This window comes from Bacillus sp. JJ1503 (assembly GCF_036965125.1).
Taxonomy (GTDB): domain Bacteria; phylum Bacillota; class Bacilli; order Bacillales; family Cytobacillaceae; genus Cytobacillus.
This window is the reverse complement of the sequence record NZ_JBALOZ010000004.1, coordinates 729-14,140: the sequence shown is the minus strand read 5'-3', so window position 1 is coordinate 14,140 and position 13,412 is coordinate 729. Positions and strand designations below refer to the sequence as shown.

Annotated in this window: 11 protein-coding genes, 1 tRNA gene and 1 pseudogene; 3 read left to right on the top strand and 10 right to left on the bottom strand. The window is 36.3% G+C overall.

All coding sequences use genetic code 11. From position 1 onward, the window contains the following. The 7 genes from selB to V7149_RS00630 form a co-directional block, all read right to left on the bottom strand. Positions 1 to 1,147 (bottom strand): selenocysteine-specific translation elongation factor (selB, locus tag V7149_RS00660; RefSeq protein ID WP_335343756.1); only part of this gene is annotated, 1,147 nt, incomplete at its 3' end. A 40-nt stretch (positions 1,148 to 1,187) separates the two neighbouring features. Beyond that, positions 1,188 to 1,907, bottom strand: a complete 720-nt coding sequence (locus V7149_RS00655) for a YwaF family protein (RefSeq protein ID WP_335343755.1) — start codon at positions 1,905 to 1,907, stop codon at positions 1,188 to 1,190. A 40-nt stretch (positions 1,908 to 1,947) separates the two neighbouring features. Beyond that, positions 1,948 to 2,634 (bottom strand): diphthine--ammonia ligase, encoded by a 687-nt coding sequence (locus V7149_RS00650; protein ID WP_335343754.1) that lies wholly within the window; start codon positions 2,632 to 2,634, stop codon positions 1,948 to 1,950. A gap of 103 nt (positions 2,635 to 2,737) precedes the next feature. Continuing rightward, entirely contained in the window at positions 2,738 to 5,872 is a 3,135-nt protein-coding gene (locus V7149_RS00645) for an SMC family ATPase (RefSeq protein ID WP_335343753.1), read from the bottom strand. Then, positions 5,869 to 7,014 (bottom strand): exonuclease SbcCD subunit D, encoded by a 1,146-nt coding sequence (locus tag V7149_RS00640; protein WP_335343752.1) that lies wholly within the window; start codon positions 7,012 to 7,014, stop codon positions 5,869 to 5,871. The genes V7149_RS00645 and V7149_RS00640 overlap by 4 nt, the downstream gene beginning before the upstream one ends. A 233-nt stretch (positions 7,015 to 7,247) precedes the next feature. Then, positions 7,248 to 7,448 (bottom strand): cold-shock protein, encoded by a 201-nt coding sequence (locus tag V7149_RS00635; RefSeq protein WP_066288596.1) that lies wholly within the window; start codon positions 7,446 to 7,448, stop codon positions 7,248 to 7,250. A 201-nt stretch (positions 7,449 to 7,649) separates the two neighbouring features. After that, positions 7,650 to 7,787 carry a YvrJ family protein gene (locus V7149_RS00630; RefSeq protein ID WP_066288600.1) on the bottom strand — a complete coding sequence of 46 codons (138 nt, stop codon included), beginning with the start codon at positions 7,785 to 7,787 and terminating at the stop codon, positions 7,650 to 7,652. Between the two features lie 196 nt (positions 7,788 to 7,983). On the opposite strand from V7149_RS00630, the gene V7149_RS00625 reads away from it, so the two are divergent. Continuing rightward, positions 7,984 to 8,262: a phage holin family protein gene (locus V7149_RS00625; RefSeq protein ID WP_335343751.1), complete on the top strand. Its 279-nt coding sequence runs from the start codon at positions 7,984 to 7,986 to the stop codon at positions 8,260 to 8,262. A gap of 341 nt (positions 8,263 to 8,603) precedes the next feature. Here V7149_RS00625 and V7149_RS00620 read toward each other — a convergent pair. Beyond that, positions 8,604 to 8,796: pseudogene (locus V7149_RS00620) on the bottom strand (DUF1259 domain-containing protein); the annotation flags it as partial. Positions 8,797 to 9,042: 246 nt separating this feature from the next. Here V7149_RS00620 and V7149_RS00615 point away from each other — a divergent pair. Continuing rightward, a complete protein-coding gene (locus V7149_RS00615; protein WP_335343749.1) occupies positions 9,043 to 10,185 on the top strand; it encodes a thermonuclease family protein in 1,143 nt (380 codons plus the stop codon). Positions 10,186 to 10,259: 74 nt separating this feature from the next. Here V7149_RS00615 and V7149_RS00610 read toward each other — a convergent pair whose 3' ends face one another. Together V7149_RS00610 and V7149_RS00605 are read right to left on the bottom strand one after the other, a co-directional pair. Then, complete coding sequence (locus V7149_RS00610; protein ID WP_335343748.1) at positions 10,260 to 12,263, bottom strand: glycoside hydrolase family 3 protein; 2,004 nt, start codon at positions 12,261 to 12,263, stop codon at positions 10,260 to 10,262. A gap of 379 nt (positions 12,264 to 12,642) precedes the next feature. After that, positions 12,643 to 12,739 (bottom strand) — tRNA-Sec (locus tag V7149_RS00605). A gap of 143 nt (positions 12,740 to 12,882) precedes the next feature. Between V7149_RS00605 and V7149_RS00600 the strand changes: the two genes are divergently transcribed. After that, positions 12,883 to 13,308 carry a DUF2621 domain-containing protein gene (locus tag V7149_RS00600; RefSeq protein WP_335343747.1) on the top strand — a complete coding sequence of 142 codons (426 nt, stop codon included), beginning with the start codon at positions 12,883 to 12,885 and terminating at the stop codon, positions 13,306 to 13,308. Positions 13,309 to 13,412 lie beyond the last annotated feature (104 nt).

Genomic DNA, 13,412 nt, shown 5'->3' with positions numbered 1-13,412 from the left:
CATAAAGTGCAGCATAAATTCTTTCTTTTGGTGTACCTTCTTTTTTCTTTTCAAGGTCATCAACTGTCTTTTGTCCAAATCGATATTTTTCTCCTCTTGGGTCAATTACCCAACCTCCGCCAATTGTCTCCTGTGGACTAGGACGTCTTAATATAAAGCGGTCCCCTCTTTTCGTGACAACCTCCTCGTCCAAGCGGATTTGACAAAGGATTTCCTCTGCTTCCGACTTTATTTCATTACGATCAAATAACACAATCCGCCCCATAACCTCAGCTGTTCCAATATGACATTTGATTGGCATGCGCTGCTTAACTAAATATTCTAAATCCCCTACAAGACGAAGGGCGACATCAATTGTTTGCGTGACAATAAAATGCTCTGAAGAGACTAGCACATCACCACGCTGAATATCCTCCTTTGCAATTCCGGACAAATTAATGGCAGTCCGCTGACCCGCATAGGCGCTTATAGCTGGTTTATGGTGGACTTGAAGCTGCCTTGCACGTGTTTCCAGCCCTTTTGGCATAATCTTTAATGCTTGTCCTTCCTCTACTGATCCTTCATAAACAGTTCCTCTGACTACTGTACCCTGCCCTTTCACAGAGAACACTTGATCAATGGGAAGACGAAAAGCACCTCTAATATCTCTAGGATCCTGTTTTTTTAATTCATGAATAATGAAATGTTTTAAATCCTTTATTCCTTGACCAGTTAAACTATCGACAAGCATAAATGGTGCGTCTTCAAATATCGTACCTTTTAGTTCACCTAATATATCATCTTTTACAAGGTCAATAAAATCATTGTCAACACGATTAATTTTTGTAATTGCAATAATACCGTTCTTAATCCCTAATAAACCGAGTATATGTAAATGCTCACGGGTTTGCGGCATGACTCCTTCATCGGCCGCGACAACGAGTACAACTAAATCAATTCCAGCTACTCCAGCTATCATCTGTCTAATAAAGCGTTCATGACCTGGAACATCTACTACTGAAATTTCCAGCTCTTGATCTTCATATAAAGGAGCAAAACCAAGTTCAATTGATATTTGCCTTTCCTTCTCTTCTTTCAATCTGTCCGTATCAACATTGGTCAGCGCTTTCGTAAGCGTTGTCTTACCATGATCGATATGGCCCGCCATACCAATTGTGAAATATCTTTTCGTATTCAAAAGCTGTCACCTACCTCTGTATTGCTTTTACCTTTACTTTATTGCAAATTACGAGCAAAAGGAAGAAGAAAAACAAAGCTGCTCCCTCTAGAGCTAATATATAATAAGGAAACGGACCAAAATAATCTAATAATGATGCATTTGAAGGTTTATACGCTAGAAACATATAATTCCCGCCTGTCACCTTATTCGCTGCAAAAGCAAGACAAGCGCTCCCATTTAGAAATAAGAAAGACATGATTAGACCCTTTCCATTAGGTGTATAATCGTGGACTATCCAAAAATAAAAACAAGTCCAAATGATAAAGATATGAGTTATAAAAAATTGGAAATAACGAAAATGAGGAAAACCAAGAAATAACTCAGGCGTTATTACCGCCATTGCTGCTCCCGTTATCCCAATAAAGAAAACAATTTGAAATATAAAATTTGATTTAGAAGTAAGTAAAATAAGACAAAGAATAAGACTTAATGAACAGAGCTGTAGCGGTAACGTAAAAGATATATCCCAATAACCATCTTTAATAAGCCATATATGATACATGGCTTCCAAAACGAACAGACTTAAAAACATGAGAATTCTAACAGACTTATCATGTTCCTTTAAATGGTTTTTCTTTGAATAAAGGAAAATCGTGCCACCTATTAAGATAATGATCATCATAAAATGCTGAAAAGAAAATGCTTCAAATGGAAAAAGAGAATATTCATGACCAAATACTTTGTTCAATGAAGGATTCCTCTCTTTTATTTAATTTTTTTGTTCCTTGTTAATTTTCAACTTTTGTCTGAAGTTCAAATTGGCTAAATTCCAGCTTCTTCGTAGTCTCTAATTGAATAATTTCCGGATTCTTAAGAATAATCTTCTGCTTAAACAACGGTCCATCATATACAAATGAATGATACTCACCCGATTCACCCATCGGACACATTTCCTTCGTCTTTACATCCTCTAAAAATGAAAAGTCCAGCTCTCTTCCTAGCCACGATTCATCTAGAATATCCTCCCGTATACGAATAACTGTTGCCTTATAACCAGATTGGAGATAGTCCTCAAGCATACGAAGAGCATCTTCCTGCTTTCCCCATAGCGGGTAAATAGCTTGAAGTCCAGCAGCTACTGCCATCTTTTCTCCCCACTCACGATGACCTTGTAAATATAAATCACCAAAGGCGATGCCTTCTATATGATACTTTTCTTTTAATATCGTTAATGTATTGATAAAACTATCTGTATACTTCTCAAAGGTGGTGGAAATAAACTCTATAGGGATATCCAGGCACTCTCCTTGCAGCTTTACCAATTCTAATTTTTCACCATGTCCAAATGTTCTGCCCAATTCAATCGGCACGGTCGTCACTAAACAAACGACATCAATTCCATTCTTTGTTAATACGTCAAGACTGAGGCAGCCATCTTTTCCGCCGCTCCAAGATAAAGCCACTCTTTTTTTCATAGTAATCATCCTTCTTACTAATTTATGACTATATTAGCATAAATTGTACTTCTATTATGAAAAAGAAAGGATTGAATCATCGGATTCGCACCTTTCCATGATGTTAAGATAAAAATTGAAATTCAGTCTGACTTCCTGTTTGAGTTGCTATAACTTCAAGGCGGGCATCTATTCTTTCCTTGAGCTCAGGTACATGGGAAATAATTCCAACCAGTCTTCCGCTGCTTTGTATATCCATTAATGCCTCAATCGCTTGATCAAGTGACTCTGGATCGAGAGTTCCAAATCCTTCATCTATAAACATTGTTTCTAATGAGACACCGCCAGCATATTGCTGAACAACATCAGCTAACCCTAATGCGAGAGCTAAAGCCGCTTTAAAGCTTTCTCCCCCAGATAGGGTTTTAACATGTCTTTCTTGTCCAGTATATTGATCAAAAACAAGCAGTTCTAAACCACTTTGTACATTCCCTTTTGAACGATCCGTTTTCCTTAACAATTCATATCTTCCACTCGTCATTTTTCTCAATCTTCCATTTGCTTCTCTTAAAATATCATCAAGAAAAGCAGCTAATACAAAGCGCTCAAAGGTAATACGGTACGTGTTTTGTCCCTTTGCGATATCATATAAATGACCAATTAATTTATACCTGTCTTCCAGTGCTTTCATACGCCCATTAATTTCATTAATATTTTCTGCTGTTCCTTCATTATGTTTTTTCTTCATATATAAATCCGTATATTCTTCTTGAAGCAAACGAATATGTTCCTCGTTTTCTTTAAATAATTTGCTAATCTGTTCTAAATCGGGCATTTCAACATCCTTTAACAAGTAAGAAAGTTCTTCATAACGGTCATGAACGGATCGCAGCTCTTCCCGGTAATCCCTTAATGATTGATCTAGCATCTGAATTTCTTGTTCAGACTTCTTCGATTCATTGTATTCTGTGTACGTTCCAAAACCTTGATCATTCATCTTCTGAACAAATGCTTCTCTTTCCAGAGTTAATCGTTCTTTTATTCTATCTGCCTGTTTTTTGATGGTTTCATATTTAGCCGATTCTGCGAGGAAATTTTCCTTTGTGTCCTGATATTGCTGCTGCACAGTTTCCAAAAGCTTTATTTGGTCCTCATATTTTTTAACGGAGTATTTCAATCGTGATTCATAAACTTCAGCTGAATGTAAATCAGAAGGTATTTTCGCTATCATTCTTGTTAAATTCGTTTTCTTCTCTGTAAAATTAATGGTTTCATTATTTATTTGTTCTATGTTCAATTGAAGCTGATTTATATATATCTCTCTATCTTGCTCCAATAATTTAAGCTTGTTTAAGCATGCTGGCATTTTAGCTTGTCTTTCGGATAATATGCTTTGATTCTGAACAAGTTCGTTTCTCTCCGCCAATATGGTTTCTTTCACCATAGGTAATGAATTAATTGTTATATCATCACGCTGATTCTTTATTTCTTTCAGTTGTGAATCCAGTGCTTCTTTTATTGAATTTACAATTGACTGTGAATCATAAAAAGCTGACTCAGCCTTTCCTTTTTCCTTTTCAAGCTCATCTGCCTGTTTTTTTGCGGCTTTTAAATCTTTTTCATCAGGGAGTGATTCTGAGACAGCAGCTACATTTGGATGATCCATTGATCCGCAAACAGGGCATGCTTCCCCCTCAAGAAGTTTATTTGCAAGTAGACTAGCTTGTCCATGCAGCCATTTTTGTTCCAGCAGGTCGATCGTGGCCTTTGCATCAGCTAATCGTGAAACAAAGTGATCATAATAACCTTTTCGCTTTTCAAAATTCAATTTTGCCTGATCATAGCGGAGAACTAATTCTTCGTACTTATTAAATCTTTGCATTTCTTCTTCTAATTTCTCTAATTTTTGAGCATTTTGAAGAAATGTAAGCTGTTCTCTCTCAATCTGTTGTTTTTCTTCTTGTAAAAGAAGGATGGCTTGTTCTGATTTCTTTAAAGAATCTTCTAGCTGTGACTTTTCAATCTTTCTTTCTTCAAGGACTTTTTCAAGCATATTGACCTCTTTCTTCACAATGGACAGAGATTCAATGTCTTCTTTCATATTATTAAGAGAACTGATTTCCTCAGCTAGAGCCTTTCTTTCATCTTCCCGATTTTTTTCTTCTTCCCATTTCTTTTCATGCTCATCTAATAGATCTGACAGTGATGTAATCTTTGACTTTATTGACTGAAGCTCATGATTAGCCTCATCTGACTCTTTTTTCAAATGATGACAAAGCTCTTCCTGCTGAGCAAGCACGGCTGCTTTCTGGGCAAGATTAATTTTTTTCTCTAGTTGAATGTAAGCTTCCTTCTCATTATGAAGTTCAGTCTTTCTTTTTTCTAATTCTTCTTTAGCCTTTAGCTGTTTTACAACGGTCTCTGCTTCAAATAGCTTTTGCTGAAGTAAATCCCGTTTTTCTTGTTTACCTTTTAATTGATCTGCTAGCTTTGCCAACTCTGCAGCCATACATTCCATTTCTAACTGTAATAAAGGCATGATAAGTGCATCATTTACACTTCCTGCATTCAAATATCCTTTTAGCTCATCATTAAATATAGCAGAAATTTGCTGAATGGCTTGATCCCGGTTTTCTATTTGCTTTTCAACTGATTTCTTTAGATCGACTGCATCTTCCTTTAGCTTTTCTTCGATCCGCTTATACACTTGCGTATGGAAAAGCCGCTGCAAAATGACTTCCTTATCCTTACTCTCTGATGTAAGCAGCTTTCTGAATTCTCCTTGAGGAATCATTAATATTTGCCTAAACTGATTGCTGTCTATAATCATGATTTCTTTAATCTTTTCATCTACATCACGAATATTTGATGCCAGAATTTGCTTTTCTCCATTTTGATTGATCATATACAATTCAGCTTTTGCACCTATCGTTGTATAACCGTCCCCACGTTCCTTCTTCTTCTCCTGTTGAGGGGATCTTGTGATAATAAATGTTCTATTTCTTAAAGAAAACTTAAGTGTTACCTCTGTTAATAATTCATTTCTAGCAAACTGGCTTCTTAATTCAGGCCCATTTCGGTCTTCTCCACTTGCTTTTCCATAAATAGCATAGCTAATTCCATCAAAAATAGTCGTTTTTCCCGAGCCGGTTTTACCAGAGATCACAAACATCGTCCGATTTCCAAGCACTGTAAAATCTATCGTTTCTGAACCTGCATATGGCCCGAACGCCTGCATGATTAACTTTAAAGGTCTCATATAGCTGCACCATCCTTCAAAGCTTTTTCAATGACATCAGCCATAATAGCCTTCTTGTCATCAGTAAATTCCGAAGTTGTCATTTCTTGATAAAATTGCTGAAAAAGTTCAAGCTCAGACTTTTTTTCCTCTTTAACTGAGGTGAAGAACTGTTTCTTTTTCATATCAGTTATATCGATTTTTCGCTCAAGATGCAGAACATTTGGATAGATTTTCCGGAGCTTATTAATGGGATCTATTAAGGCGCCTTCATCATGGAGAATGATTTTCAAATAATCATCAACCATTTGCTTCTCATAAAAACCTGGATCCATTAATTCATCCAAAAACCCTTCTATTTCCCTCATATCTTTTTGTGGAGAAAGTTTACGTACCCGCAAATCAAAATGGCCCTTTTCATCCATTTCGATGATGGACACTGACTTTTCTTGTTTTGACTCCGAAAAAGAATACTTAAGAAGTGAACCTGAATAACGAATCCTATCATGTTTAAGAGCATCTGGGCTATGAAGATGACCAAGTGCTGTATAGGAAAATGGTTCAAATAATTCTGCTCCTACGCATCCAGATCCACCTACAGAAAGAGTTCTCTCCGACTCACTTGTTTTTCCGCCAAGAACAAAAGCATGTCCAACAAGTACATTTGGTTCACTAGGATTCAAAGAATCTTCAATTCTCCCGATAACCGCTTTCATCGCGTCCTGATGAGTATGAATGGTGTCATCTGCGAACAATTGCCGAACAATTCCTGGCTCCGCATATGGGACAAGATAGAAATTAACACCATTAATATGTATTGGCCGAACGTTAGAATCTATCTTACCTGATAAATAAAACTGACTTTTCTTGTACCATGAGCTCCCAAAAGATAAACGTTCTGCACTATCATGATTGCCGCCAATTGCAACTATAGGTGTTTTTAACTCTACATTGATTTTGAACAATATGTCATTGAGCAGTTCAACTGCCTCTGTTGGAGGTATCGATCGATCATATAAATCTCCGGCGATTACAACAGCGTCCGGCTTTTCTTCTGCAACAAGATCAACAAATTGCTTCAAGAAATAGCGCTGGTCTTCTGTCATATAAATTCCATGTACAAGCTTTCCTAAGTGCCAATCTGCTGTATGAATAAATTTCAAAATCTTCACCTTCTTATCTTTATATATTCATAGTCTCAAATACACTCATTATATCAAATTTAAGTTTTTATAGGTCTGGAATAGAAGTATGAGGAATTAATTACTAGGTGGGTTTCGAAAGCGCGAACGTATGTGCTTATTATAGCATAATCTACTGGAATATTTCTTATTTTTAATTAAATTAATTAAATAAAAAAACAGCCCCACAAAGCAGGACTGTTTATGATTTATGATTATAGTTTATTTACGTTAGCAGCTTGTGGTCCACGAGCACCTTCAACAACTTCGAAAGATACTTCTTGACCTTCTTCTAATGTTTTGAATCCTTCAGTTTGGATTGCAGAGTAATGTACGAATACATCGTTTCCGTCTTCACCTTCGATGAATCCGAAACCTTTTTCAGCATTAAACCATTTAACTTTACCGTTTTTCATGTAAAAAAATCCTCCTATAGGCTGTTGAAAGCCTTGTGTTAATTCACCATTCACAACGATTATAGCTTTTACTCCTCATTACTCATCCAAACAAAAGAATTCTTTGGAAATTTAGCTTTCAAAAATATAATACGATGCATAACGGCTGATTTAAATTTAGCATTTTTGGAATTGAAAGTCAATAATTGTGAATTATTAGAATTACTCCTTTAAACGATCAGGAAGCCCCTGAATGGAATTTACGACTACGTCTAGCTTCGCTTCTATTCTGTGCAGCAAAAATAGTGTCACAATGATCGGAAAGCCAACTTCGCTTATTAATGGTAAGAGCTCCTCCATTACTCCGCACTCCTTTCTATAATAATATTAAAAATTTAGCATTTCACCTCCTGTTACTTTCTATATATAGGTGCTATTCCAAAAAAGATATGGCTGCTATGTATTCTTCTATTTCAAAACAAGTTGGGATATAAAACAAGCCAAATTGCTTGAATCACATAATATATATAAACACTGAAATAGGAGGTGACTTTTTTTGAATCTAATTGAGTATTTAAACCAGAATTATATAATGCTAGTACCTGCTCTTTGGGTGTTGGGGTTTGCGCTTAAACAAACACCAGCCATCCCTGATTGGTTGATTATTTGGATACTCTTTATTGTATCAATCACAATCGGAAGCGTGGCATTTGGATTTTCTATAGATGGTCTTATTAACGGGATTACAGCTGCTGGAGTTGCTGTGCTAGGACATCAAATGTATAAGCAAACAATGATTAGAAATAGTTCTAATAAAAGTAAAAAAGGGCAATAAAAATACAAAGGCCTCCGATGAAGAGGCCTTTCCTATTGTCGCAAAAAAATGACCGTTCATTAAAATGAACGGCCAAGTGTAGTTCACAAGACCTAAGGGAGGAGATCTTCCATATTATTTTATTAAATTTGTTCCATTTGGCTTGGACAATCCCTTCCGCATTTTCATTATTTTTTGGTTCTTATTGTATCAAATTTAATTTATTTCATTTTTAAAGGGAACAATCATTTGTACATCATTAAGATGGCCTAATTTTATTTGTTTTCAGAACTGATAGTGCGTCCTTTGTATCGTTAGCAATTGTAATTGGATGTTCAATCTTTTAAAAATGGATATACATGAGTCTCAAAGGAAAAGGCCTGAGGTACAAACATAAACGACTCTGCCCTTTTGCCTAATACTACCGGGTGAATGTTTGTCCGGGATTTTGTCGCTGTTCAATACACCATTAATAATAGAAGGAGTCGCTCCAAGAATCTCCGCAAAATCATGGCAGAGTACATCGAGCTGCTGCAAATTGCTATTATTCTCCATCATTCATCATCTCCTGAAAATTTCCCCATTCAGGATAATGTATTCAACAATGATTTTTAGGAACATAACTCTATAAATAGCCTAAGACTTGGCGTTAAACCTCAATAAAAACAATGTTTATTGCAATAACTTCCTTTTACATATTTTACATTTCTATTTCGGACAAATAATGACATAAAACATGTATAATTAACATTGATTGTATTCTTATGTTAGAAACTAAGGTTTAGGAGAGAGGAAAATTAAATGAAATTCATTAAAGGAATCATAATAGCTATCATTCTATTATTCATGTTAATCATGGGTATTGCAGTACCAATTGCATTAATTGGAACAGTTGTGTTTTTAATTGGGTTATATTTGTCAAATCAAAAGAAAAAGGGAAACATAATCGTCAAGAAACCAGGATTGATTGTTACCGCAGGATTCATCTTGTTTTTAATTCTAGGGGTTTCCTTTGCCGATACTACTGAAACAGCAGATAAAAATAATGATAATCAAGTAGCAAGTACAACTAAACAAAAAGATTCAGCCGAAAAAGAAGCGGCGGAAAAAGATAAGAAAGCGGAAGAAGAAGAAAAAGCTAAAGCAGAAGCAGAGGCGAAAGCAAAAGAAGAGGCAAAAGCTGAAGCGGAACGCTTAGAAAAAGAGAAACTAGAATCCGAACAAAAAGCAAAAGAAGAACAAGCTAGCAGCCTAGGTTTGGAACTGGTGACGATTAGCAGAGTTGTAGATGGGGATACATTCGAAACTTCCGATGGCAGAAAAGTTCGCCTTGTAGGAGTGAATACACCTGAGTCTACTACGAAAACAGAAGAATACGGCAAAGAGGCAAGCAACTATACCACTTCAAAGCTCGAAGGGAAACAAGTTTATTTACAGAAGGACGTTTCAGATACCGATCGCTATACTCGTTTTCTGCGAATTGTTTGGCTTGATATTCCAACGAACGATATGGATGAAAATGAAATTCGAACAAAAATGTTTAATGCTGATCTTGTATTAAATGGATATGCAGAACCTTCTACTTATCCGCCTGACGTGAAATACAGTGATTATTTTGTAAAATTTGCCCGCGAAGCGAGAGAACAGAATACCGGTTTATGGGCATTCGGAGCGGAAGGTACTACAAAGGGTGACCTGGATTCCAAAACAACAGCATCTAGCAGCGGCTCAGCATCTTCATCAAAAAGCACAAATAACAACACAAGTTCAAATACAAATTCGAATACAGGCTCCACTTCCACCGCCCCTTCAAGCAGCGGCAGCGAATCATATAAAAACTGTACGGAATTAAGAAAGGTTTATCCTAACGGGGTTCCTGCTGATCACCCTGCCTATGAATCAAAGCATGACAGAGACAAAGACAATTGGGCATGTGAAAGGTAAAATAAAGCTTTAAAAAACACTTGGAAATTGATATCCAAGTGTTTTTTTATCATGTTTTTAGCAAAAATCTTTTCCTATTGATAAGAAAGTCCGAAATCATACCCATATGCATCTCCATTTTTGTTTCGATACACATAGGATGGAACTTCGCCAAATCCTGGTATATCCCCAATCTCATTGTCTACTGCTGTCTGATTAGCTGGTATTGTAAAAGGAAGTTTCCCAACAGGATTAAATCTCCCTCGAATGACATCTACTAAAGCTTCTGTCTTCACTCCAAAAGTTGCCACAATAGCCGCTGCATTCGGTTCGATTTCATTGATTAACCATGGGCTCCTCATATTAATTGCGGTAATCGTTGGAACCTTTTTCTGAATCTCTATGATTCTGTTTACATTATCAATCCCTGTATCAGGGCCAATTGTGAGCATAGGTTTTCTTTTCATAAAATCCTGTTTAGGCTTCACCCAAACAAAAGCATGGGTTGCATCATCTAATCGATCCGTAATTGTCATTTTTGCATCATATTTTCGAATCTTATCGATAAGATTTTTCGTATTTGACCCATTAGCTCCTCCAGGAAATGCCTCAACATATAGCTTTATTTGACCGATTTTGCTATCTGACAAAGGTAATAGATTGTTCCCATTTCGCAGTAATACAACGGACTTACGATGGGCTAAATCTGCACGTTTTTGAGAGTTTGGGTTATCAACGACTGCCAGTGCTTTTTTCGGATCTATATATGGATTCTCGAAAAGTCCTAGTTTCATCATCTCTGTAAGTAAATAAGTGACGGAGCGATTCACTCTTGCTTCACTAACCAAACCTTGTTTCACAGCATTAATAATAGGAGCAGGATTTGTAACACCAGAAAAAATATTCGTTCCAGCATTTAGCACTTTTGCAAACCTTTGTTCAACAGACAAATTTAGTGCCCCCCAAGCCTTGTCGACTACTGCACTAGTATCAGAGTTTACATAACCTAGGAAACCTAGTTCTTTACGCAGGTAATCATCAATAAATTGTTTGTTTAAAGCAAAGCCAACTTCTTCAAATTGCTGTGTGGCACTAAAATGTGGCAATCCCTGTTCGGCACTCTCATTGCTAGGATATGAATAATAAGGCATAATCGATGTTGTATCTGCAGCAATTGCGGCTCTAAAAGGAGGCATATGATACTTTAGCAAACTGCCTTCAGTTGGGTAAAGATTATATCGTCCTTCTTCAAAATGAGGATCAGTCCCTTTTACTCGTGCTCCACCGCCTGGAAAATGCCTGACTGTCGTTGTTACACTATTATCATTAAGAATATCCCCTTGAAATCCTTTCACAATTCGCCAAATAATGTCTGATGTCAGGGTCGGGTGCTCCCCAAATGTTTCATCGTTTCTTAACCATAGTGGATCAGTCGCAACATCAGCTGAATATCCGAAAAGTTTACGGATTCCTGTAGCCCTAAACTCTTTTGAAGCGATTTGGGCAAATTCCGTTATTAAATTCAAATCGCGAGTTGCCGCAAGTCCTAAAGTGGCAGGCCAAAAAGAGAATTGTCCAGGCTTGTCCATATCTATTTCCCCAGAAGATGTAGGAACCTCAGAATGGTTTCTTGGATTTGAAATAATGACAGCCGGAATGCCTAATCTTGTATTTTCTGCAGCTGCTTGTAGCTGATTATTATATTTGGCGATTACATCGGCACTTGGTGATTCACGAAAAATAAAATAGCGGGTATTTTGATTAATCATCTTATTTGGTAGTTCCAATTTGCCATTTGTAAATTTCGGAAATTCAGGAATAATTAACATTCCTGCTTTTTCCTCCAGAGTCATCCTCGAAACGAGATCTTTAACACGCACTTCATCTGTAAGCTGCCAGTTTTCATATGGATCCAGCTTCTTATTGCCATTTAAATCTTTAAACTGTTTTCCATTGACAGTTATTTTTCCTATCACTCGATACTCCATCTCTGGTTGAGCATTGCCTCTTACCTCTGCACTTACCTGTGGTAAGAAAAGTAAAACGGATAAAAAGACAGCTAAAGAAGAAGTTATCATTTTCTTTGTTCTAACTTTCATTTTTTTCTTCCCTTCCTTTTTATGAAGAATTTTCAACTTCTCTTTTACTGTCTCTTTTATACAGATAATTTATCCGAGATATTAAAATGAATTAGCTATACGGCAACTTGAACCTTTTTTCACGTTTAAAAAATCACCCTCTGAAATTATCCAAATTATAGTACGTGCTCTTTTTCATAAAAAAACAAGCCCGCTTGAAATAATTTCAAGCGAGCTTCGAATCAATCTATTATTTTCAAAAAAGTCTTAGTAGTCTTCCATTTCAGTTCTAAACAGTCTTACCTAGAATTGGATGAAACTAGTTTAGATATTCCTATGTATGTACTACCACCTAAAGGTTTAATTATCATCACGATCTATTGTGATTATAAGTATTTTCTGGCGGGACTGCCTGGGAATCGAACCCAGCTGACCACGCACGGTGGTCACAGATAGTTTTGAAGACTACGGAGGACACCAGTACCCCAATCAGCCCCTTAATTGGACAAGTTAATTATAGTATTTTAAGATATAATGAGCAAGGAAATAATCTGTTTTTTTATATTGATCACTTAACTTGTCTGCAATCTGGCAAGCGATTATAATATAATGAGTATAATGTATTTGAAGGTGAGAATATATGCTTAGTGGATGGTTTTTGTGGTTTATTCTGTTCTGGGTTGTTGTCCTTACGGGTTCTTTTGCCATTGGCGGCTTCTTTATGTTTCGGAAGTTCTTGAAAAAGATGCCTAAAGAAGACGGAAAATCGGATATGGATTGGGAAGAATATTACGTGAATGAATCAAAGCATCTTTGGAATCAAGAAGGAAAAAACTTGCTTGAAGATCTTGTTACTCCTGTACCCGAACTTTTCCGTGATGTAGCAAGGCATAAAATTGCCGGAAAAATTGGTGAGCTTGCAATAAAGGAAAAGGTTTCATCAATCAATGAGGATTTAATTATAAGGGGATATATTGTTGCTACACCAAAACGAGATCATAAATTCTTAAGAAAAAGATTAATTGAAAAAGAAATAAATATGACTCCATACGAACATTTATTTTAACCATTCTCAAAGGGGAATGGTTTTAATTTTACAAATGCCACAGATTTTCACTAATCTGTGGCATTTACATCTTTATTGTTCAATTCAATAAAGTGAAACTTCAA